Origin of the sequence: Clostridium sp. (genome assembly GCF_051650885.1) — a bacterium.
Classification (GTDB): domain Bacteria; phylum Bacillota; class Clostridia; order Clostridiales; family Clostridiaceae; genus Clostridium.
On the sequence record NZ_JBOFRG010000183.1, the window covers coordinates 1 to 24,735 of the forward strand.

Annotated in this window: 21 protein-coding genes; 17 read left to right on the forward strand and 4 right to left on the reverse strand. The window is 29.1% G+C overall.

Translation table 11 applies throughout. The annotated features are described in order from the left end of the window. Positions 1-140: 140 nt before the first annotated feature. Positions 141-308, reverse strand: a complete 168-nt coding sequence (locus ACRC28_RS08950) for an ATP-dependent Clp protease proteolytic subunit (protein ID WP_438543105.1) — start codon at positions 306-308, stop codon at positions 141-143. Positions 309-628: 320 nt separating this feature from the next. Between ACRC28_RS08950 and ACRC28_RS08955 the strand changes: the two genes are divergently transcribed. The 14 genes from ACRC28_RS08955 to ACRC28_RS09020 all read left to right on the forward strand — a co-directional run bounded on the left by ACRC28_RS08955 (position 629) and on the right by ACRC28_RS09020 (position 14,748). Continuing rightward, complete coding sequence (locus ACRC28_RS08955; protein WP_438543106.1) at positions 629-964, forward strand: hypothetical protein; 336 nt, start codon at positions 629-631, stop codon at positions 962-964. A gap of 180 nt (positions 965-1,144) precedes the next feature. Beyond that, complete coding sequence (locus ACRC28_RS08960; protein WP_438543107.1) at positions 1,145-1,669, forward strand: RNA polymerase sigma factor; 525 nt, start codon at positions 1,145-1,147, stop codon at positions 1,667-1,669. Further along, positions 1,662-2,732 carry a DUF4179 domain-containing protein gene (locus ACRC28_RS08965; RefSeq protein WP_438543108.1) on the forward strand — a complete coding sequence of 357 codons (1,071 nt, stop codon included), beginning with the start codon at positions 1,662-1,664 and terminating at the stop codon, positions 2,730-2,732. The genes ACRC28_RS08960 and ACRC28_RS08965 overlap by 8 nt, the downstream gene beginning before the upstream one ends. An 82-nt stretch (positions 2,733-2,814) precedes the next feature. After that, entirely contained in the window at positions 2,815-3,060 is a 246-nt protein-coding gene (locus tag ACRC28_RS08970; RefSeq protein WP_438543109.1) for a hypothetical protein, read from the forward strand. Positions 3,061-3,225: 165 nt separating this feature from the next. Then, entirely contained in the window at positions 3,226-5,271 is a 2,046-nt protein-coding gene (locus tag ACRC28_RS08975) for a DUF11 domain-containing protein (RefSeq protein WP_438543110.1), read from the forward strand. Then, positions 5,272-6,117: a DUF11 domain-containing protein gene (locus ACRC28_RS08980; RefSeq protein WP_438543111.1), complete on the forward strand. Its 846-nt coding sequence runs from the start codon at positions 5,272-5,274 to the stop codon at positions 6,115-6,117. A gap of 336 nt (positions 6,118-6,453) precedes the next feature. After that, positions 6,454-7,767, forward strand: a complete 1,314-nt coding sequence (locus ACRC28_RS08985) for a PTS sugar transporter subunit IIC (protein WP_438543112.1) — start codon at positions 6,454-6,456, stop codon at positions 7,765-7,767. Positions 7,768-7,978: 211 nt separating this feature from the next. Continuing rightward, positions 7,979-9,997 (forward strand): hypothetical protein, encoded by a 2,019-nt coding sequence (locus ACRC28_RS08990; RefSeq protein ID WP_438543113.1) that lies wholly within the window; start codon positions 7,979-7,981, stop codon positions 9,995-9,997. Positions 9,998-10,064: 67 nt separating this feature from the next. Continuing rightward, positions 10,065-10,502: a winged helix DNA-binding protein gene (locus tag ACRC28_RS08995; protein WP_438543114.1), complete on the forward strand. Its 438-nt coding sequence runs from the start codon at positions 10,065-10,067 to the stop codon at positions 10,500-10,502. Positions 10,503-10,618: 116 nt separating this feature from the next. Further along, the gene (locus ACRC28_RS09000) at positions 10,619-11,179 is read left to right on the forward strand and encodes a nitroreductase family protein (protein ID WP_438543115.1); all 561 of its coding nucleotides are present in this window, start codon (positions 10,619-10,621) and stop codon (positions 11,177-11,179) included. A gap of 146 nt (positions 11,180-11,325) precedes the next feature. Continuing rightward, on the forward strand, positions 11,326-11,646 hold the full coding sequence (locus ACRC28_RS09005) for a (2Fe-2S)-binding protein (protein ID WP_438543116.1): 321 nt from the start codon (positions 11,326-11,328) through the stop codon (positions 11,644-11,646). Positions 11,647-11,766: 120 nt separating this feature from the next. Further along, positions 11,767-13,800 (forward strand): hypothetical protein, encoded by a 2,034-nt coding sequence (locus ACRC28_RS09010; protein WP_438543117.1) that lies wholly within the window; start codon positions 11,767-11,769, stop codon positions 13,798-13,800. 289 nt (positions 13,801-14,089) lie between these two features. Next, positions 14,090-14,392: a zinc-ribbon domain-containing protein gene (locus tag ACRC28_RS09015; RefSeq protein ID WP_438543118.1), complete on the forward strand. Its 303-nt coding sequence runs from the start codon at positions 14,090-14,092 to the stop codon at positions 14,390-14,392. 14 nt (positions 14,393-14,406) lie between these two features. Beyond that, complete coding sequence (locus tag ACRC28_RS09020; protein WP_438543119.1) at positions 14,407-14,748, forward strand: DUF2085 domain-containing protein; 342 nt, start codon at positions 14,407-14,409, stop codon at positions 14,746-14,748. A 37-nt stretch (positions 14,749-14,785) separates the two neighbouring features. On the opposite strand, the gene ACRC28_RS09025 is transcribed toward ACRC28_RS09020, so the two are convergent. From ACRC28_RS09025 to ACRC28_RS09035, 3 genes are all read right to left on the reverse strand, one after another. Beyond that, positions 14,786-15,736: an N-acetylglucosaminidase gene (locus ACRC28_RS09025; protein ID WP_438543120.1), complete on the reverse strand. Its 951-nt coding sequence runs from the start codon at positions 15,734-15,736 to the stop codon at positions 14,786-14,788. Positions 15,737-15,981: 245 nt separating this feature from the next. Then, a complete protein-coding gene (locus ACRC28_RS09030; RefSeq protein ID WP_438543121.1) occupies positions 15,982-18,798 on the reverse strand; it encodes an SH3 domain-containing protein in 2,817 nt (938 codons plus the stop codon). Positions 18,799-18,982: 184 nt separating this feature from the next. Beyond that, entirely contained in the window at positions 18,983-19,984 is a 1,002-nt protein-coding gene (locus tag ACRC28_RS09035; RefSeq protein WP_438543122.1) for a tetratricopeptide repeat-containing glycosyltransferase family 2 protein, read from the reverse strand. 426 nt (positions 19,985-20,410) lie between these two features. Between ACRC28_RS09035 and ACRC28_RS09040 the strand changes: the two genes are divergently transcribed. The 3 genes from ACRC28_RS09040 to ACRC28_RS09050 all read left to right on the forward strand — a co-directional run bounded on the left by ACRC28_RS09040 (position 20,411) and on the right by ACRC28_RS09050 (position 24,608). Continuing rightward, complete coding sequence (locus ACRC28_RS09040; RefSeq protein WP_438543123.1) at positions 20,411-21,706, forward strand: PTS sugar transporter subunit IIC; 1,296 nt, start codon at positions 20,411-20,413, stop codon at positions 21,704-21,706. 172 nt (positions 21,707-21,878) lie between these two features. Further along, the gene (locus ACRC28_RS09045) at positions 21,879-23,423 is read left to right on the forward strand and encodes a GxxExxY protein (RefSeq protein WP_438543124.1); all 1,545 of its coding nucleotides are present in this window, start codon (positions 21,879-21,881) and stop codon (positions 23,421-23,423) included. A gap of 285 nt (positions 23,424-23,708) precedes the next feature. Then, a complete protein-coding gene (locus tag ACRC28_RS09050) occupies positions 23,709-24,608 on the forward strand; it encodes an MFS transporter (RefSeq protein WP_438543125.1) in 900 nt (299 codons plus the stop codon). The last annotated feature ends 127 nt before the right edge of the window (positions 24,609-24,735 follow it).

A 24,735-nucleotide genomic window follows, 5' to 3' on the forward strand; every position in this document is an offset into this window, starting at 1 on the left:
TCGCTTTGGTCATAAGGCTTTAGGGGTTAAAAGCAATTAACTCCGAGTCTGCACCTATCACTAGATACAGAGGGCTTTCTGTTTTAAATCTATACTTCTATACATATTTGTATAGTTTTGTTTAAATTTGTTGTAACAGTTTAGTTACCCATTTCTTGAAGGATTAAAAGTTGCGATATTACTTTTTCAGCTAAAGCTTGATTGATTTCACCTGAAATTATTATAGACCTAGATTGTAATTGTTTTTCAACAACTAAGCTAGGAGTTGGATTAACTTCCTTAGAAGTATCTTTTTCTTGATTATACATAATATAACCTCCTCATATAAACGTAATACATAATAGTATGCCCATTTTAAAATAGTATAACACATAAAAATTTTAATTTGAATAAATTACCAAATTATAAGATTGAATTTAAAAGAAATCCCCTAGGATTTCAAATTTAATTCTAAATTTCAAATTATCAATTATCAATTTAAAAAAGTAGTAAACTATCAAAGAAAATCGAATGTTTATGATAGAAATACAAATTTAAAAAATCATCCTTATTTCATGGAAAAAGTGGTTTATTTTTACAAATAAAGGGAATACAATAGGAGTATAAAGAAGGAAAGGAGCTTACAGTTATGAGGAATTTAAACATTAAAAAAGGATTTATTACATTAGGAATGGGAATGATTTTAGTATTATTATTAGGAATAGCTATAAGCAGTGTATTAAGTGTAAACATAAAAGATGTTTTGTTTATTGAAGGAATTATAGCTATGATTATTGGATTAGTATCTTTAATGGGGAGTGGCACTAGTGATTTATGGACTTCTATAGACCATAATGGAACAAGAAGTGCAAATGAAGAAGTTTTAATTATGGAAAAGGACAGAAAATATCTTTTATCAAAGGAAATAGATGTAAATTTAATTGCAGTAATGGTGTTAGGATTCCTAACAATTACATTAATTTAGATTTAATGAAAAGTGTCTTTAGAGAAGTCTCTAAGGGCACTTTTTTTATTTGAAAAACTTTAAATTGAAGAATTTAATGAAAAAATTCGATAATAAAATTAAATGTAGATGCATCTAAATGATGAAATTGAAGGTCTAATAGATAGAAGACAAAATAAATAAACAAAAGGGAGAGAAAGTGTGGAGATTTTAATTAAGAAAGCTATAAAGGGTGATAGTGAAGCATTTATTAGTTTAATTAATAAACATGAATTAGCTTTATATAAAACAGCGAAAGCAATATTGAATAATGAAGATGATATAGGTGATGCCATTCAAGAAACTATTTTATCAGCTTATAAAAGTATTGATAAGCTAAAGAATTCAAAGTACTTTAAAACTTGGTTAACGAGAATATTGATTAATAAATGTAATGACATAATTAAAGGAAATAGAAATATTGTGTTTATTGAAAAATACACAAAGGAAGAGGCTTATGAAGAAGATATTGATGGAAGATTAGAGTTTGATGAATGCTTTGAAAAACTAGGGAGTGACCATAAATTAGTTTTAAATTTATATTACGTAGAGGGGTTTAACACAAGAGAAATTAGTGAGATGTTAAATGAAAATGAAAGCACTATAAAATCAAGATTATTAAGGGGAAAGAAATATCTTAGAGATGTATTATTAAAAAATAATGGGGAGGTAAATAAGCATGCATAAAAATATGGATGATGAAATAAAAGATTTATTAAATAAAGAAGAAGTAGTACCTATGAGTGTAAAAAATAAAAAAGAAGAAGCATTTAACATTATAAGAGTTATGGAGAGGAAAGATATGAAGAAAAAAAGTTTATTTAATAAGAAAAGTGTAGCTATAGCAGCTGCTGTAGTTATTGGAAGTATAACTTTAAGTAGTCCTATTCTTGCAGAGGTAAAAGAGTTAATTTTTAATGGAAGATATAAAGGGGTACAAACAGCTATTAGTAATGGTTATGAGCAAAACATAGAAGGGGTATATAGTGAAAGTAATGGAATAAGATTAGAGGTAATAAATGCAGTTGCTGATCCAACTATGATTAAATTAAAATTTAAGCTTTCATCAGAAGATATTAAGAAGATAAAAGAATTTGAATATGTTGAAAAAGAAGCAAGTATTAATACTTTTAATATAAAGGATGATAAGGAAAGAGTGCTACAATTTTATGACAAGAATGAAGGGCGAGGAGGAAAGCCTGTTATTGATGAGAAGGGAAAAGAAGTTTGGTTAATATCTGGAGGAGATGAAGCAGTTGATGTCACAGATATAGATAATGGGAATATATTTTTTGAAATAATGTTAGCTTCATCAGAGGGAAATCTAAAGGAGATAAAAGAGCTAAATCTGCAAACTAATGAAATAGCGAATTTAACAGGAAATTGGAATTTAAATATTAAATTAGATGAAGCTATGGTAAATAGTGAAGTTGTGAATTACGTTGTAGATAAAGAAAATGATATAGTAGAAGTTATAGAAGCAAAGGGAATGGCAACAGGGCTAAAAGTTAAGTTTAGGATAAATATACCAGTAGATGAAACGATAATATCACAAGTTAAATTAGTTGATAAAAAAGGGACTGAATATAGAAGTGAGAGAATAGCAAATATGGGAATAGTAGATGGAAAAGATATAGTTGAAATGACGTTTGAGGCAAGTAAATTTGAGAATTTAGATAAGTTCGATTTAGTTGTAGAAGATTTAAATGGTAAGGATGAGGTTGTTAAATTAATTAAAAAAGAAAAATAATCTCTATATAAATGAAGAATAATAACTTGCATAAATTTTTACGGTTTTGGGAAAATTGTATTAAGGAAGGGAGTGAGTTATTATGATTCATATTATGGCAATAAGAATTGCACCAAGAAATCTTGTAGCACCAAAGGTTCAAGAGGTTTTAACAAAGCATGGATGTATAATTAAAGTAAGACTTGGTCTTCATGAGGCAACAGGAACAGAGTGTGCAAATGATGGATTAATTTTGCTTCAATTATTAGATGAAGTTGAAAAAATTATAAATCTTAAAGATGAGTTAAACAGTATTGAAGGGGTAAGTGCTAAAACAGTAGAAATTTAAAAAGAGCTAGTTATTTTAGTTAAAGAAATTCCTAGTTAAAAATAAGAGAAGAGTTAAGCTATAAGCCTAGTGAAAATTTTACTAGGTTTATTTTATTTTGAGATGAGAAAATTTTAACTCTTAATTATTTGAAAACATAGAATAATAGATAGTAATTTAAAAGGAATGATTTTTTTGGCTGGTATCTATTATGCAACTCCTGGAACGGGGAAGCTTGCTTATGCAATTGGATGGATTGATTTAGGAACAATAGCATTAACTCCACCTGTGGACACGATTCCTCTAACATATACGTTACCTAGGGGGTTTTCGATTAGCTTTGATATAAGTACAAGTGGACAAGGGTTAAATACAAGAACTGATGTAATTCCAACGTGGAGTGGTTCTGCCATGGGGATTAAAGGTTACTTAAATATTGGTGGAAAACCTGCAATACATGGAAATGGAACAGGACAAACTGACATTCATATGGCAAATTTTGTTTTTAGGGATAGATTTAATAATAAAATTTCAGATTATGCCTTATATATAGCAGATGCAGAGGCAACTTGGACTGCTGCTGAAGGGATAGGTTTTAAGAGTGATAAAACCATAAATCAAGTTGATGTTTATCCTCCTAATTTTCCATGTCCAACTATGGTGGGAGATGGAACAAATACTATAACCATTGGATGGACAAACGCACCTTGCTCTGGAAATTCTTATAATTCAAGAATTTTTCAAACAACATCACCGAATAATATAGTAGCATCACTTTTTACAAGAGGTGGTGGGGAGGCTATGGCACTTGGAATTAGTCTTCAACAACTAAAAGTGAGTAAAGAAGTTAAGGGCAGATTATATTCTAAAGATCAATTTGAATTAATGGTAATTGGAAATAGAACAATGACTACAATAACTACAGGAACAAGTGATGGACTTCAAAGTGAAGTTGTTGAATATTTTGGAGCTATTAATGAAGGGCTTTTTGTAACTGAAAAGATGGGGGCAGGAAGTACTGGAAATTTAACAGGATATGAGACTTTAGTAACTATAGCAAATATAGCAGGTGGTTCTATTCCAAATGGACAAATTTTAAATGATACAATACCTCTATTTGCAGGGGATTTTTTAGAAGTTAAAATAACTAATATTCCAATAGTTCCACATATAAAACCTATAAAATCAGTAGATAAAACTTTTGCATTTCAAGGTGAAAAAATAGGATATACAATAATACTTCCAAATACTTCACCGAATGAAGCTATAAACACAATTTTTAGAGATACTCTTCCAGTCGGTGCTACATTTGTTGATGGAAGTATAAAAATAAATGGAGTAGCTACAAGTGAAAATATTCCAAATATAAATGTAGGAACTATAAAAGGAAATACAGTAACAACAATAACCTTTGATGTAATCGCAGCTGTAACAATTCCAATAGTAAATAGGATTTTAAATAGTGGAATAATAGATTATAGTTATCCTCTTGTAAATAGCACACCAAATTTAAAATATCCATCAAATGAAGTTTTTACAGATATAGGAGCGAGACCAACAGTTACAGGAACAAAAGAGGTTGATTTGAAAAATGCTAAATTAAACACTATATTAACATATACATTGGTATACACAAATACTGGAGTTATAGATGTAACAAATCTAACTTTTTTAGATGACCCACCAAAAGGAACAACCTTTGTAGATGGAAGTCTTTTTATAAATGGAGTAAATGATAACAGAAGTCCAATATCTCCAGGAATTCAGATAAACCCAACAATTTTAAAGGTAAATGAAACTATAACAATAACATTTAAAGCAAAGGTAACATCAATATTTGAAATTAGCCCTTATAAAAATAAGGGAACACTTTTATATAACTATAGTGGAGGAGAGCAAACTTTTTCAGGCAGTACAGATACAAATGTAGTGGAAACAAATGTAAAATATTTAGATGTATTCATAACAAAATATGTAGATAAAGAGTATGCAGACTATGGAGATGCAATAACATATTCAATAAAAATTGAAACAGTTGGAAATATAGTAAGTGAAAATATGATATTTAAAGATACCATTCCAGTTGGAACAAATCTTATAGGAAACTCAGTGTATTTTAATGGAAATAACCTAGCAGGTGCTAATATCCAAAATGGAGTAAACCTTGGGAATTTAAATCCTAATACAATAAATACAGTAAACTTCTCAGTAATTATTTTAAAGAAAAATTAAATGCTCAAATTAGCATCAGCTATTGGATGGATTGATTTTACAGGAGTTACTGTAAGTCAAGCCACCCCTACAACGATAATCTCATTAACAGTTGGAGGGGGAGTTTCATTAACATTTTCTTTAAGTGCAACAGGAACAGGAAGTTTATCAGGCACAGCTATTCCTACATGGAGTGGGGCGGCTATGGGGAATTTGGGATATACAGGTATTGGTGGAAGATGTGCTTTGTATGGAGCAGGGGTTAATGTTAATGCTAGAATTCAGAATATAACATTTAAAGATAGATATGGAGATACAATTCCAGACTTTTCATTTTATTTTACAGATGCAGAGGCAACCTTATCAACTTCAGGGGAACAATTAAGGTTTTCAAGCGACCAAGCTATATATCAAGTAGATCATTATCCTACAAACTTACCATGTCCAGCTTATGTAGGAGAAGGAACTCAATTTATTACAATGAGTGGATTTGCTTGTTCAGGGGGATCTATTCCTACAGGAGTAACACTTGGGTCAACAATCCCTTTAAATACAGGAGACTTTCTAGTAGTAACTATAAAAAATACTCCAATAGCACCTTTTATAAATCCAGTTAAATCAGTTGATATAACAAGTGGATTTCAAGGAGATACAATAACTTATACTATAGCTATAAATAGTGTAGGAAATTTAACAGGTAATAATGTTAAGTTTATAGATACAATCCCAGTAGGAACAACTTTTATAACTAACTCAGTGCAATTAGATGGAGTAGGAACGACAGAGAATCCACAAACTGGAATAGCACTTGGAAATATTACGGGGACTGGAATTCACACTATTACATTTAAAGTGGTAGTTAATTGAAGTGTGTAAAAAGTAAAATATGAATGATATGTATTTTATTAAATAAAAATACATATCTTTTTTTATTTAATGAATGATAAAAAGGAAAATAGGCTTTTAAAAGTTAAAATATATTAATAAAAAGGGTATTAAATTTCTAAAATGTAAAAAAATAAAGAGGGATAGGAAGTGGAGAAGTGTGTAATTCGTGAAAAGGTAGCAGATAATCGATTTCATATTAAATTTAGTTTAATTTTTGATGTTTTCTAATTTGGCATAGATATTGCTAGTATAATATACTTGGGGGAGACCCTAAACTTTACTTTAAAAATTGAATAAATTGATGGAGGTTTACAAATGAAGAAGTTTATTGCTTTTATGGAAGAACATGTTGTTCCTATAGCAGCTAAAATTGGTGCAGAACCACATTTAGCAGCAATTAGGGATGGATTTGTTACGATTATTCCAATTATTATGGCTGGAGCCATTGCAATTTTAGTTAACAATTTTCACATTGATATTTACCAAAACTTTATGAAGTCAGTATTTGGACCAGGATGGCACCAATTAGGTGGATCTGTATGGAATGGTTCATATGCTATTATGGCTCTTTTAGTTTGTTTCACTATTTCTTACCACTTAACTAAAGGTAGAGGTAAAGATGGACTTGCAGCAGGAGTTGCATCAGTTGGTGTTTATATCGTATTAATTGGTGATTTAGCTAAAGGAACAGGATTCCTTGGAACTAATGGATTATTTTTATCTATAGCTGTGGCTTTAATAGTAGGAGACATAATGTGTGTTTTACTTGGGAATCCAAAGCTAGTTATAAAAATGCCAGCAGGAGTTCCACCAGCAGTTGCAAAATCATTTGCATCAGTATTCCCAACTATGATAGTTATTTGGGGTGGAGCTTTAATTCAAGAGATATTTATAATATTAGCAAATCATATCACATGGCTACATACAATGACTATCCCAGGACTTATAAATACGTTTATACAAACACCTCTTCAAGGTATAATAAGCTCATTCTGGGGAGTTATGATACTTGTATTAGTAATTCAATTACTATGGTTCTTTGGATTACATGGAGCAAATATGATGTTCCCAATAATTCAAGCAGTACTTTTCCCATTAACTATAGCAAATATGGATTTAGTTAAACTTGGAGAAGCACCAAAATATATTATAAATGACCAGTTCTTAAACTCCTTTGTTAATATGGGAGGATCAGGACTGACTATTTGTTTAATTATTGCTATATTTATAGTTCATAAAAAATCTAGTGAACAGCAAAAGATTATTGCAAAACTTGCTGTTGCACCAGGAGTATTTAATATTAATGAACCGATTATATTTGGTCTTCCAATATGTTTAGACCCAATATATGTTGTACCATTTGTTTTAGCACCACTTATTAACTGTACTATTGCTTATCTTTCAATGGCAGGAGGCTTAGTTCCTTATCCACAAGTTGAGATATTCTGGACTGTACCACCAATTTTAAGTGGTATCTTAGGAACAAACTCATGGCAAGGTGGAGTACTTGCATTATTACTTATGATACTAGATATTCTTATCTACATCCCATTTGTAATAATTGCAGCAGATAGAGATAAAAAATTACAAGCAGCAGCAGAGGCAGAAGAGGCAGCAGCTAATAATTAAGAATTAAAAATTAAGAAAAAACGGATTGGTTTTGCCAATTCGTTTTTTTTTATTTCAAAACTTCAATGTCAAAGGACTTGCTAGTGAGTCATCGTCAATTCTTAATTTTAAAATTAAAATTAAAAATCTTTTCAAATTTTAAATTTTAATTTCCAATTCCAAAAGCTTAGAATAAAATGAAGTGATATAAATAATTACAAAGTGAGGATGTATGGCTAAAATTAATACGGTTTTTAATAAGAATGGAAGATATGAGATGGGCTTTTTCGGTACTCCTCTTGGAACTAAGAATATAAATGTAATAGCGCCTTATACAAATGTTGGTGGAACAGTGATATCTACAAATCCAAATTCCTATGGCTCTGTTTTTAACACTTGGAATCAAAATACTGGAGGATGGGCAAACTGGAATCCTATGGAATCTATAATTCCTAAAAGTTCTACAGTAGAGGCTGCTTTTTTAATTTGGTCTTCTGCTTATTATCCATCAGTAGTTCCACCTTTTGAAATAGCGGCAAATACAGTTCCTATAAATTTAATAAAACCTGATGGAAGTACTATTAAAGTAATGCCAGATGCAGATAAAAATCTAGATTTTGATGTTGGATGGCATCAGTTTACTCATGGTGCAGATATTACAGGTATAATGAAGGACAATCAGTATGGAGATTATAAGATAACAGCAGTTCCAACGGGACGTTATGGTGGAAGCATGGGACTTGGAGGATGGGGGTTATACATTTTATATACACATCCAAGTTTTCCATATAGAAATGCAAATTTAAATGTTTCGGCAACTGGATTTAATGAAACTGTAACAGTAAGTGGCTTAATTACGCCAACAGTTGGGCCTGTAAATGTAAAAATATATTTATCATCTGTTCAAGGAGATAGGGGAGTTTCTGATTCTTTATTGTTAAATGGCACGAAACTATTTGGACCATTTAACCCAGTTGGAGATTTTATGAATGATAGATATGTTGATTATACAGGGTTAGCACTTCAAACAATTGGATCTTTATTACCACAGGAGAGTGGTGAATATGGATATTATGCAGATCAAACTGTAATATTAAATAGTGATATTTTGAAAAATGGTGATACTGAGGTTGTTTTAACACAAGACAATAAAAGTGATTGGGCAGGTGTATCATTTGTAGGGATTTTAACTGATGTTGTTATTCCAGTTAAAAAAGCAGTAGATAAAAATTATGCATCTCCAGGGGATAGGATTGTCTATACAATTACATTTACTAATAATATTGGTGTACCAATTAAAGATATGATAGTTACAGACACCCTTCCAGTAGGATTAGCATTTGTAAATAATTCAGTAAAGATAAATAATAGCCCTAATTCAGGAGATATTACAAAGGGAGTTACTATCTCAAATATAAATCCAAATGAAGGATTTACACTAACATTTGAAGCTAGTGTAGGAGCTGATGTACTGAATAATACATTGTTTTTAAATGAAGCAAATATTGATTATAATTATGATTCAAATGGAACATTAGTAAATGAGAAAAATAAGACAAATGTTGTAAGTACAACTATAGTAAGGATGAAGATAGAGTCAGAAAAATTTGTAGATAAAGGAATTACAAAGCTTAATGAGATATTAACATATACAATAGTAGTTAGAAATTTAGGGGAATATGATATAAAAGATTTAGTTTTTAAAGATATAATAGCACAAAATATTGATATTATTGGAAATGAAATTACCCAAGATGGAATAAAATTCACATACAATAAAAATGATATGATTCTACCAAACACTATTTTAAAAAATGCAAATTCTACAATAAGCTATAAAGCATTAGTGAAAAATACAATTATAGAAAATCCTATATTAAACTCAGCAGAGTTTAAAGCAGTTGTTACAATACCTTCAGGAGATTTTTCTATGAATGTAAATTCAGTTACAAATATAGTAGTAACAACAATTGCATATATAGATTTAAAGATTTCAAAAGCAGTAGATAAAAATTATGCAAGTATTGGAGATATTATAACTTATACCTTAGTTCTTAAAAATATAGGAAATGTAATAGGGGAAAATACTATATTTAAAGATTCTATTCCAATAAGAACAGAGTTTATAGGAAATAGTTTTACAATAGATGGTCAAACTAAATTTGGAATGAGTCCAAGTGCAGGAATAAATATAGGAGAAGTTTTTCCAAACATTAATAGAACCATAACTTTTAAGGTACGTGTAATATAAAATTACTTGACAAAAAATTTAAATAGTGATAAATTGTACGTAGACGAACGAAATGTGAGGAAGATTTATGGAGTGTAAATGTATTATAGGAAATATAAATGAAATTAGTAAAATATCAGATAAATTTATTGATAAAAAAATAAAGAATGATAATTTACCTATTTTAAGAAATCATATAAGACTTTTTTATATATTACCCCATACAAAAGAGAAAATGCTTTTTAATGAAGTTTGGAAAACATGGGGGATATCTAAGTCGTCTTTATCAGATATAGTAGTAAAGTATGTTAATTTAGGAATAATTGAAAAAATAGATTGTCCTGAAGATAAAAGAACAGTATATTTAAGATTAACAGAAAAAGCCTTTAATATAATAGAAAAGCTAGATTCATATGAAGAGGAATTTACAAATATTATACTTGAAGGATTTAAAGATGATAAATATATTTTTAAAGAAAATATATTTAAGGCTCTTTTAAATGCAGAAAAATACTTAAGAGATTAAGTATTTTGTTTTAAGCAATAAGTTCGTACTCGAACGAATATAAGTTTGAGAGTAATTTAAGCCATTAATAGTAATAATAAAATAGAAAAATAATTTAACAAAGGAAGGTTTTTAAAATGAATGAAGTTATAAAAGCAATAAAAAACAGAAGAAGTACAAGAGTTTTTACAGAGGAGGTTGTAAATGAAGATATAATAAAAGAAATCATAGATGCAGGACTTAGTGCACCAAGTGGACACAATATGCAACCATGGCATTTTACCGTAATCACAAATAAAGATATTTTAGATATGTTAAGTACTGAAACTAAAAATATGAATAAAGAACATAGTGATGATTTTATAAAGAAGGTTTCAAATAATGAAAAATATCATGTGTTTTACAATGCACCAGTTGGAATAATAGTGTCAGGAAAAGAAGACTCTATGACGGTTCAATCTGATGTAGCGGCAGCTAGTGAAAATATTCTTTTAGCAGCTGAAAGTCTAGGACTTGGAGGATGCTGGATTGGATTTATCACACTATTATTTATGAGTGATAGAGGAGAAGAGTTTAAGAAAAAACTAAATATACCAGAAGGGTTTAAACCAATGCATGGATTAGTTTTAGGACATAAAAAAGTTCAAAATACAAAAGAAACAGAAAAAAGAGAAGGAACTGTTAGCTTTATAAAATAAGAAAATATAACCATTAAAAGAATTAAATAGGATAATTGGATAAAAGAATATTAGTAAAAATAAAAAGATAGTAAATAATAAGATAGTATATATTTAAGCTAATTGCTATAAATATAATAATGATTATAATTTAGGAGGAATAAAAAATGAGTGCAGATAAAGTTATATGTAATTGTATGGGTGTAACATATGTTGATATTAGAAAGGCTATGATAAATGGTGCTAGAACTGTTGAAGAGATTCAGGAAGCTACAGGTGCAGGAACAGGTTGTGGAGGATGTATCCCTCAGATAGAAGAAATTTTAGGAAGTGTTTGTGGATGCAAAAAGGTTTCATTAGAATCTGTTGTAAATGCAGTTAAAGATGGAGCTGATACAGTAGAGAAAGTTGGAGAAAAGACAGGGGCAGGAACAGGATGTGGTAGATGTAAACCACTTATTCAAAATATTATAGATAATAAAAGATAATTTAAAAAGCTTTTTTGTAGAATATAATCTATAAAAAAGCTTTTTTATTTATTTATTTAAGAACGTTACATACCTTAGAAAAATAAAATAAAGGAGGAGAAAGTGAAGGAGGGTAAAAATGTGGCAATTATTAACAGTTTAGTAGATAAAAATGGAAGGTATGAAGTAGGTTTTTTTGGAACACCATTATCAACAAATAGTTTAAGAGTTATTGTACCATTTACAAATGTAGGTGGAACAGTTGTATCAACATTACCAAACAATTATGGTTCAACAAGTGCATCGTGGAGTGTAAATAGTGGTGGATGGGTTCAGTGGAATCCATTAGAAAGTATAATTCCAAAAGACTCTACAGTGGAATATGCATTTTTAGTTTGGTCTACAGCATATTATCCAATGATAACACCTGCACAAGAAACACTTGCAAATACATTACCAATATCGTTTAAAAAACCAGATGGAACTGTAGTACAAGTAACACCAGATCCAACTCATAATATGGTTTTTAATGGTGGATGGAGACAATTTACCCATGGTGCAGAAATAACTAGTATAATGCAAGACAATCAATATGGAGAATATAAAATAACAGGGGTTCCAACAGGTGCAACTGGAGGAAGTAATGGTCTTGGTGGATGGGGAGTGTATATTTTATATGCACATAAAAAATTCCCATATAGAAATGCAAATTTAAATGTAACAGCAACAGGTTTTAATGAGGTCGTTACAATAAGTAATTTAGTAACACCGGTTACAGGACCGGTAAATGTAAAGGTATATTTAGCATCAGTTCAAGGGGATTCAGGATATTCTGATTCTTTACTTTTAAATGGAACTAAGTTATCAGGTCCCTTTAATCCAGTAGGCGATTTTATGAATAGTAATTATGTTGATTATACAGGTCTTGCACTTCAGACGATAGGATCCTTAATGCCACCGAAATCTGGAGCCTATGCAAGCTATGCAGATCAAACAGTAATATCAAATAATACAATTTTAAAAAATGGAGATAGTACAGTTGTTTTAAAACAAGATAATGCAAGTGATTGGGCTGGAGTATCTTTTTTAGGTGTGCTAACTGACTTAAATGCAGCAACTATAAATCCAATAGAAAAAAGTGTAGATAAGGGATATGCAACAGCTGGAAGTAAGCTAGTATATACACTTATATTTAAAAATATTGGAAGTGTTCCAAGTATAAATGTTAATTTAATAGATACTCTTCCAACAGGACTAACATTTGTAAGCGATTCGATTTTATTAAATGGAAGTCCATATCCAGGAAATATAACGACAGGAATAACACTGCCAGATATTAATGTTAATCAATTAATAACAGTAATGTTTACAGTAGATATAGATAGTGGAGTGACAGGAGACACATTATTTGCAAACAAAGCTATAGTAAATTATGATTTTACTCCAGATGGAGTGACTTTGGTAAATTCAACAGGAGAAACTAACTTTGCATATACAACTATTGTTGATGTAAAAATAAATGAAACAAAATTTGTAGATAAAACTAGTGTAGCAGTAGGGGAGACGGTAACTTATACTGTAGTGATAGATAATCAAAGTAAATATGATATAGAAAATGGAATATTTAAAGATACAATTCCTACAAATGGAAGTCTTGTTTCTAGTACATTAAAACAAGATGGTGCTAGTATAATTTATAATGCACTTGGAAGTAGCTTACCAAACAAGATATTTGCACAGTCCGTATCAACTATAACTTATCAAATGATAGTTACAGATACGTTACCAGAAAATCCACTTGTAAATATAGCTGGATTTGATGGCACTGTAAGTATTTCAAATGGAACAATACAGATACCTGTAAGTGCTACAAGTAATGCAGTTTCGACAGATATAAAATTTATAAATATAAGTATAAATAAAAGTGTTGATAAATTTTTTGCAACTATAGGAGCAACAATAACTTATACAATAGAAATAAAAAATACAGGAAATATAAATGGTAGTAACTTAATATTTAAAGATACTATCCCAAATGGGACAAGCTTTGTACCAAATAGTGTTACTTTAGATGGTAACACTATAAGTGGAGGTAATCCGCAAATGGGAATTAATATAGGAACTATATTACCAAATGAAGTTAGAACTATTACCTTTATGGTTGTAGTCCAATAGAGTTATAAGAAAAAATAAGATATTAGGTAAAATAGAACAAGAAACTATGGAAATAGAATAATTATAAGAAGAGTATTTAATTAGACACTCTTCTTTTTTATTTATTTAATAAAAAAGAAAATTTATATTTAACTAAAGTAGTAGTTAAATATAGAATGAACTAATAAATTATTAGTCGGTTATATGATTGACTAGTAAATAAATCTTAGTCTAAATTCAACATAAAAAAATTTATGTTAAAATGGCACTAGCTATAGGCTAAGTGAACAGAAAAGAGGAGGATTTTTTTATGTATTGCAAAAATTGCGGTAAAGAAATTGATGATAAAGCAGTTGTATGTATTCATTGTGGAGTACCAACAAAAATTGAAGCTGCTAATGATAATGGTGGATTTGGTTGGGGGTTATTAGGATGTTGTATTCCAATCGTAGGATTAATATTGTTCTTAGTATGGAAAGACTCAAAACCTAAAACAGGAAAAGCAGCAGGTATAGGTGCATTAGTTGGAGTTATTATAATAGTAGTATTTTATGCATTAATATTTGGATTAGGAATATTAGGCTCAAGCGTAAGTAGTACATCACTTTACTAATTTTTATGATTTGGATGTATAAGTGGTTACCAAGGATTTTTGGATGCCATTGTAGAGATGATAGATCATTTATATTTAAAAATAGAAAATTCCCAATTTGTGCAAGATGTACTGGGGAGTTAATCGGTATTATAATTTCATGTATATTTTATAAAGTATTTAAATTAAATATTATAATAGACATTATAATCATGATTCCAATGATTATAGATGGAATAATTCAACTAAAAACGAAGTATGAAAGTAATAATTTTAAGAGAGTAATTACTGGAATTTTATTTGGAATTGGATTAAGTAATTTGTTTATAAAATCTATAGTATATATTTATATGTTAGGATATCATTATAGAAAATAATAAAAATCCTTTGCAGAATTAGCAAAGGATTTTTTTGTTATTTACTAAAGGTTGGTATATCAAATATAAATTTATCATTTGAATTATATAAGTATTTATATTTATTCATTATTGAACTTAAAGAATTTGTGTAATTTATATCTGAAGAATATTGATGCCAAATATTTGATGTAGAGCTAATATATCTAATTTTATATGGTGTGTTCTGTAGAAATTTTGGGTTGTGTAGATAGTTTAATGAGAGAAACTTAGCAGCACCACTAATGGCTTTTGGAACTGTTGTCCAACCGTGGTTATAAGCATAAGTTGTTCCAAGAATTAAAGTTTTATTTTTAAAACTAGCTTGAGAATCATAGGCACCAATTCCAAAAAGGTTGTACACAGTCACAGGTTTCTTTAATTGAATCATCTTGTAACCTATAAGAGCACCATTTTCATAGATTGGTGAATTAGTATCTGCAATTTCACTTATAGTAATTCCTTTAGAAAAATTACTAGTTCCAAAGCCTGTTTCAAGTGCAGATTGAGCCATAAAATAAACAGGATCGATATTATATTTTTTAGCTGCATTAATAAAGGCTGAGGCTTGATTTTCTAAAATCCCTTTTCCTTTAAGAACAGAGTTAAATTTTTCTTTGTTAACACTTCTAAATTTATCAACTCTTAAAAATTCTAGCTTTGTATCCGCATATTTAGGATCAATAGCTTTAGTTAATTTGTCTGTTAAATCATTAAGACTTGTATCAGAAAGGTTTGTTATTCCTTTAATATTCATATAATTTTTTACTTCAGCTTTTACATAGTTATTTAAAGTACCGGGGTACTTAGTTTTTGAATAAACTACTTTTGATGTAGTTACTGAAGTATCACTAGAAGTACTATTTGAATTAACATGTATTAGAGAGTCAGCCCTAGCAATTAAGTTAGGCGTAACAAAAATAATAACAGAAAAAATAATTAATCCTAATGATATTTTTTGATTTCTCATTTAATAAATCCCCCTTGGTTTGTAAGATAGTAGATATTATACAAGAAAAATAAAGAAATTAAGAAAAAAAGATAAAAGTTAACTTAAAGTTCAAAAAAAATCTATTATTAAGTAATTAAATTCCAAAAAAACTTACAAATAAGGCTTGTATAAGAATAAATATCAAAAAATAATCCTTTTTAAGGGAAAGGGGAAAAGTAAAAAGCCTACTAAAATTAAAATAGTAGACTTTTTAAAAAATATAATTAATTGAATACAGGGATGTTAAACTTAAAGCTATCATTTGCATCATATAGATATTTATATCTAGACATTATAGCTCCTAGCGTATCTGCATATTGTATATCAGATGAATATTGATGCCACATATATTCAATTGAATTTATATATCTAACCTCATATGGTGTGTTTTGTGGAAGTACTGTGTTATGGATATAATGTGATGAAAGGAAGGCTGCTGCCCCATCAATTGCACTTGGCACTGATGTCCATCCATGATCATATGCATAAGTTGTTCCAAGTATAGTTGTTTTATTTGGGAAACCAGCTTGTGAATCATAAGCACCTATTCCAAATAAGTTATACACTGTTACAGGTTTAGCTAATTGAATCATTTTATATCCTGTAAGTACACCATTTTCATATATTGGTGAATTCATATCTGCAACTTCACTTATAGTTATACCTTTTGCAAAGTGACTTGTACCCCATCCTGTTTCAAGAGCTGATTGAGCCATAAAGTAAACTGGGTCTATATTATATTTCTTTGCAGCTGCTATAAATGCAGGAGCTTGTCCCGAAAGAACACCTTTTCCGTTAAGTACATTTGCAAAAGCTTGTTCATTAACATTTCTAAAAGTATCTACTCTTAAAAATTGTAAATCAGTATTTGCATATTTAGGATTTACAGCTTGTGCTATTTCATTAGTTAATGAAGTTAACTGGCTTGTTGATAGATTATTCCATCCCATAGTAGCCATATATTCTTTTGTTTCCTTTGCAATATAATTATCCATTGTAGTATCATATTGAACATTTGAATAAATATGGTTTGCATCAGTTAATCTAGTTGATGGAACCCAAGCAGTACTGTTTTTAAAGTTTATTTCAGTCCATCCGTTATAAGAAGAAACAACAGAAACTTTTGCACCGTTAGTTAAGGCACCCATATAATCATCATTCCAAGAAGGACCACTTTGGACATTTGTATAACCAACATATCCATTATTAATATAAGAGGTTCCTATAGATTTTTGATTACAGTTTAAGCTAGTGTTAACTCTGTTTCCAAGTACCCAAGCCTTTCCATCATTATATTCAATCTCATACCATCCAGCTTTTTTAGAAAGGATATTAACTTTTGAACCATTTGTAAGCGTTCCTAATACTTGTCCATCCCAAGAATAAGTATTTGTTACATAAGTATAAGAACCACCAGTGAAGTCTATAGTTCCAGTACCAATTCCAATAACAGGGATAGTTTTTGAAACTCTACTAGAAGGAATCCAAGCTGTTGAATTTTTATAATTTATCTCAGTCCAGCCATTGTAAGAAGAAACAACAGAAACCTTAACACTATTTTTTAAATCACCTAAAGTATCTGAATTCCAAGAAGGACCACTTTGAACACAAGTATACCCAACAGTACCATTGTCTATATATCCAGTAGACTTAGCAGGCATTGTATGATTTAAAGAAGAATCTATTCTGTTAGCTAAAACATATCCTACTCCATTTTTATAAGCAATTTTAAACCAACCATGTTCTTTTCCTAAAATAGCTACAATATCAGTTTTATTTAGACTTCCAAGTGTAGAGGTGCCTGTCCAAGAAGGACCACTTTGAACATAAGTGTAAGTATTAATAGCACCATCACCTCTAGTATTTCCTGATAAAAGTTGAACTCTACTTTTAGGAACCCAAACGGGAGCATTAGGATTAAGGTTTAAAATAGATAAAGTAGATTCATTATTTAATCTATACCATCCATTATATTCACCAGTTATTTTTACAACAGTTCCATTATTTAAAGGACCAACATAATCATCATTCCAAGAAGGACCACTTTGAACTGAAGTATGAGTATTATCTTGGAAATCTATGTATCCAGTAGCTGTAGTTTTAAATTGTGTAGAATTAAGGCTTGTATTAATTCTATTACATAAAACCCATCCAGTAGTATTTCCACTTTGAACTTTATACCAACCATGCTCTCTAGCTAAAATTGAAACTGGAGTACTTCTATCTAAACTACCTACAGTAGAATCACTCCAAGAAGGACCTCTTTGAACATATGTATATGAAGCTATGTTACCAGTTCCAATAGAATCTTTATTAAGAATATTTACTCTTGATTTTAAAATCCAAGCAATTTGTCCAGTTGAAGGAAGAGAGATTCTATACCAATCATTTGCTTCCCCAGTAATATCCACTTTAACTCCATTATTTAAAGTTCCCATATAATCGTCATTCCAAGAAGGACCGCTTTGAATTGAAGTATATCCTAAAGAAAAGTTTACAACAGCAGTATTTAAAACAGGAAATTTCTCAGTATTAAGAGAAGTAGTAACTCTGTTTCCTAAAACCCATGCTGTAGAGTTTCCGTTTTGAATTTGGTACCAACCATCTTTTCTTGAAATAATGTTTACATTAGTATTTACATTTAAAGTACCTACTGTAGTAGTGCTTGTCCAAGAAGGGCCACTTTGGATATAAGTATATTTATTTATAGTTCCACTTCCTATGTAATCATTATGTTGAGTAGCAAGCTTAGTAGGTTTAGCTTGTGTTTTAGTATCCTCTATATTTGTTTTTTTTGTGGGAGAGGTAACTACATTAGATGAAGATACAAAACTTTCTTGAGGTTTAGCTTTATCCTTAGAAACCTTAGTTTGTTGAGTAGTAGTTGAAGTACTAGAACTTTGTTTATTTTGCACATTAACTTCTTTTTGGTTAACTGTATTTGTTGAATCTGCAAAAGAAACAAGAGATGGACTAGCCATTAAAGTTGTAAAAGCAATAGTACTAGTTGCGATAATTAGTGAAAGTTTCTTTTTTTTCATTTGTATAACTCCTTTATTTTCAATATGTAAATATTATACTAGAGGAAGCAAACAATAAAGTGAATAAAAGGAAAATTTATTGGAAATTAAAAAAATAGAAATAAGTTTCCCAAAAAAAGCTATTTAAAGTAAAAAATAAAATTAATAATGTAGTAACTAAAATTCAGTTACTACATTATTAATTTTAAAGGGGTTTATATAGAGTACTATACCGTAAAATTAAAAGGTCTAAATCAGTTGATGAAATACTAACAATTGTAGGATAAAAAATATCATTATTTTCTGTGAATTTATAGCCTACAAGATTTTGATATGCTAGTATTGGATTATTTGAATTTTGGTAAGCTACATAAAGAAAATAATATACATCTTTAAATTTAGGATCGCTTTTTAAGGCACGTAAACCTTCTTTTATAGTATTATCAAACATATTTAATGAATTATAACAAGCAAGCTTTAGTAGAAAAATATACTTAAGTTGGCCTTCTACTTTATAGGAATCAACAAAAGCTTTTGAAAGATTTTCTAAAGCAAGTTTATAATTTTTAGAGAAGAATTGCTCACGACCAATAAGATAGTAATAGTATTCATCTTTTTCCTCATCAGGGTAGCTATTTAAAATTTTTGAATTTCGTTTAAGCTTTTCACTATTATCCTGGGAAACATCATAACCAGTATGATAAATTATCATATCAGTAAAACAATATGAATTTTCTTCTGTATATTTTCGTTTAAAGCTCCAGTCAATTTGCTCATGTATTCTATGTTCAAAATAAATCTCTTTATCATTAATGAAAAGTCTAGTTAATCCATGATTCATCGGAATATTAGAATTAAGATTATTTATAAGAAGAGAATATGCTTTGCAATCTCGTTCGTTTAAATTTTTTTTAATTCTTGTACAGGTTTCAGGAGGTAGAAACTCATCACTATCTAAAACAAGGATAAAATCTTTAGTTGCAAGATTTAAAGCTGTATTTCTTGCCTTTGAAAAATTATCTTCCCAAGGAATCGAGAAAATATTTGCATTAAATTTTTCACAAATAGCTAGTGTATTATCAGTAGAGCCAGTATCAACTATAATTATTTCTTGTACTAAACTTTGTACAGAAGATAAACATTTTTCTATTGTAGATTCATTATTTCTTGTTATTACACAAAGACTAATAGTTTTTATAAAAATCACTCCTATAAAAATTTCTATAGTAATAAGATAGTGTATCTTTTAAGGTGTGTGATAAAAGATAGTGTGCAAAATAAAAAAATGTTAATAATGACTCAAATTAGAAATAAATGTATTACATAAAAAATCATTAAAACCATATTTAAAATCGTTTACAGAGATAAGAAAGTATAAAATGTAAATATAATTAACGAAAAGTTTCTATATAAAAAATAATAAAAAGTATAATACTACACTCTTTGTAAAAGTGTGGGATGAAATGCTTTACATATGTGTAGAATATGTAAAATAAGATAAATAGAGGGTTTAAAGGATAAAATTAAATAGAATTAAAGTTGGCATAAAAAATGCTTTAGTAATAAGTGTCGAAAAAAGTAAAACGACAAAGGAAATTATAAGTAGTTATAAAAGAATAAGGAGGAAGCACAAATGAAAAAGTTTATTGCTTTTATGGAAGAACACGTAGTTCCAGTAGCTTCTAAAATTGGTGCAGAACCACATTTAGCAGCGATTCGTGATGGGTTTGTAACAATCATCCCAGTAATCATGATTGGAGCACTTGGAATACTTGTAAATAATATTACAGATGCACATTTCTATGTGAATTTTATGAGTAGTATATTTGGAGAAGGATGGAAAGGATGGGGAGGAGACGTATGGAATGCTTCATATGGAGTTATGGCCCTTCTTGTATGTTTCACAATATCATATCATTTAACTAGAAGTAGAGGAAAAGATGGATTAGCAGTTGGAGTAGTTGCAGTTGGAATCTTGATTTTATTTATAGTTAATGTAGGAACAAAAACAGGAGTTCCTTTTATAGGTACAGATGGATTATTACTTGCAATAGTAATAGCACTTATAGTATCAGATCTTATGTGTCTTTTACTTGGAAACCCTAAACTAATTATAAAAATGCCAGAAGGTGTACCACCAGCAGTTGCAAGATCATTTGCGTCATTATTCCCAACAATGATAGTAGTTGGAGGAGCAGGTATAATTCAAGAAATTTATTTAAAATTCCATACAGGAATGATATTACCAGCATTATTTAATAAATGGATTCAAACACCACTTCAAGGAGTAGTTAGTTCATTTTGGGGTGTATTAATACTTATTATAGTAATACAAGTACTTTGGTTCTTTGGTTTACATGGTTCAAATATGATGTTTCCAATTGTACAAGGGGTATTATTCCCATTAACTATTGCAAATATGGATGCTATAAAACTTGGACATGCACCTAAATATATAATTAATGACCAATTTTTAAATTCCTTCTGTAATATGGGAGGTTCAGGACTTACAATTTGTCTTATTGCAGCTATATTTATAGTTCATAAGAAATCAAGTGATCAACAAAAAATGATAGCAAAACTTGGTATAGCACCAGGAGTATTTAATATAAATGAACCAGTTATATTTGGTCTACCAATCTGTTTAGACCCAATATATGTGGTACCATTTATTATAGCACCACTTATTAATGCAACTATAACTTATTTCACAATGTTAGGAGGACTTGTTCCATACCCAACAGTTGAAGTATTCTGGACAGTACCACCAGTATTAAGTGCTATTTTAGGTACACGTTCATGGCAAGGTGGAGCACTTGCAATAATATTGTTAGTTATAGATATAATAATTTACATTCCTTTTGTACTTGTAGCAGCAAGAAGAGATAAAGAAGTACAAGAAGAGGCTGTAGAACAAGAAAAAGCATAAATAAGCCTATTTTAAAAATTAAAATAGATACCTTTAAAATTATTCAAAAAGTAAAGTAAAGAGAGAAATCAGCTTTCGTAAAGAAGGCTGATTTTTCTTGATTAAAATAAAAATATGTGGAAAGAATTTTAAATATAAACTAAAATAAGATATAGCTAAAGGTGGTGAAAATATGGATTATTCTGAATTTTTTCATGAAGAAAAAAAAGAAAAGAGTTTTAATACTGTAGGAATGTGTCATAAGGAAGAACATTACATGGTTGATATTTCAGATAAACTGAAAAATATAATGAAGCTTATTTTGAAAGATAGGTATTTTGTGATTAATAGACCAAGACAATATGGAAAAACTACAACTTTAAATATTTTAAGAGAAATATTAAAAACAAGATATGAAGTGTTAAAATTGAATTTTGAAGGACTTGGGTCTATATTTGAATCAGAAAAAGAATTTTCAAATTACTTCGTAAGCAGTATAAATGAGGAACTTGGTGAAAACTTTATTCTTGCAAACAATTTAATAGAAGTTTCAAAAGTAATACAAGAAATAACTAAGAAAAAGGATGTTATTCTTATAATTGATGAGGTTGACAAGGGCGCAAATAACATATTATTTGTTGAATTTTTAGGAATGCTAAGATCATTATATCTATCAAGAACATCTAAAGAAAAAACAACATTTAAATCAGTGATTCTAGCTGGAGTTTATGATATAAAAAATTTAAAATTCAAATTTAGAGGGCAAGATGAGAGATATAATTCCCCATGGAACATAGCAGTTAACTTTAATGTTGACATGAGCTTTAATGAAAAAGAAATATCTTCAATGTTAAAAGAATATAAAGAAGACAAAAAAATTCAATTTGATGAGATAGAGATAAGTAATATAATATATAAGTTTACAAATGGATATCCTTTTTTAGTATCAAGAGTATGTCAAATAATAGACGAAGATTTAGTTAAAGAGAAAAAAAGAGGATGGACTACAAATGATGTATTAAAAGCAATTAAATTACTGTTAGACGAGAAAAATACATTGTTTGATGATTTAATAAAAAATTTAGAAAATAACAAAGAACTGTTTGAATATATATATTCTATCCTAATCCTTGGAGTGCCTAAAGTCTATAATGGCAGTAATCCTGTTATAGATATTGGAGAAGTTTTTGGGTACTTGATTAAAAATAAAGAAGGTCTAGTAAATGTGTCAAACAGGATTTTAAAAGAATTTATTTATAATTATATGGTATCAAGAGTTAATGATAATAAAATGATAGCTTATAATTTTAAAGAAAAATTTGTAGATGGCACTGGTCTAAATATGAGAAGGGTTTTACTAAGCTTTCAGCAATTCATGAAAGAAAATTATAGTACAAAAGATGTGGATTTTTTAGAGAGACAAGGAGTGCTTTTATTTTTAGCATTTATAAAGCCTATTATAAATGGTGTTGGATTTGATTACAAAGAAGTCCAAATATCTGAAGAAAAAAGATTAGATGTGGTAATTTCTTATAATCAACATAAATATGTTATAGAAACAAAGATATGGCATGGAGAGGTAGCACATAGAAATGGACTTATTCAACTTCAGAATTATTTAGAAATAGAAGGATTAGAAAGAGGATATCTTTTGATTTTTAATTTCAATAAAAATAAGGAATATTTAAATTTAGAATATGACTTAGGAAGTAAGAAAATATTTGAGGTAATGGTCTAATATTGCACATTAATAAAATTAATGGTAAAATATAGAAAAAGATAAAAGGAGGGCAAAATGATGAATGATTTCAATAAGGGTTTTAAGCCAGTTTTAAGTTGTAGTGCATTGTCGAAAACAGCAATTTTAATGTTTCACAGGACTACTATACCCTTTTTTAGAGAAAATCATTAAGAATTTTGTCTAAATATAGATTAAAGTAGTTCCTGTGATAGAGCATAGCTTAAGAAGATTTCTTATCTATGTTCTTTTTATATGCAAAAAAATAAAGGGAGCTGTTTTAAAATGAAAGGTGTATTAAAAGAAAAATTAAATAATAAAAATGAAGGTTTAAGAAAAAATGTAACTATAGATTATTTCTATTGTTTTCTTAAAAACTTTGATGTAACCAGTGCAATTTGGGTGTTGTATATGATTTACAGGGGAATGAGCCTTATAGATGTTGGAATAGCAGAAGGTGTATTTCATCTATCAAGTCTTTTGTTTGAAGTGCCATCAGGAGCTTTAGCAGATTTGTTTGGAAGAAAAAAATCTATTATATATGGAAGAGTGTGCAGTGTTATAGCAGGAATTATTATGCTGTTTGCAAACAGTTTGTTTGGATTTTGTTTAGCATTTATGGTTTCAGCTTTTGGATATAACTTAAACTCAGGAGCAGAAGAAGCTTTAGTATATGATAGTTTGAAAAATCTTAATGAGGAAGAAAAGTATTTAAAGGTTAGTAGCAGATTAAACTTTATAATAGAATTATCAGCAGGAATTGGTATATTTATTGGAGGGATTTTATCGGAGTATTCCTACACTTACCTATATATAGTAGGAATACTAATGTCTTTAATAACTCTTATACCAGCATTTATGTTTACAGAGACAAAAGGAGAAAAAGAGAAAAAAGAAAAAATATCAATAAAAAATCATTTTAAGAAGGTTATAGAAATATTAAAAGAAAATAAGAAGATAAGAGGAATATTAATTTACTTTCCAGCAGTATTTACTTTTAATACTATAGTTTTCTTTTATGGACAAGAATACTTTAGTAGCTTAGGCTTTAATAAAATTGAAATAAGTACCTTAATGCTTACAGCAGGAATAGTTTCATGTATAGGGGCATTAACATCTAAAAATATATTTTCTGTATTCAAAGAAAAAGCAAAATATATAGCATCAATAGGAATGGGTAACTAAACTGTTACAACAAATTTAAACAAAACTATACAAATACGTATAGAAGTATAGATTTAAAACAGAAAGCCCTCTGTATCTAGTGATAGGTGCAGACTCGGAGTTAATTGCTTTTAACCCCTAAAGCCTT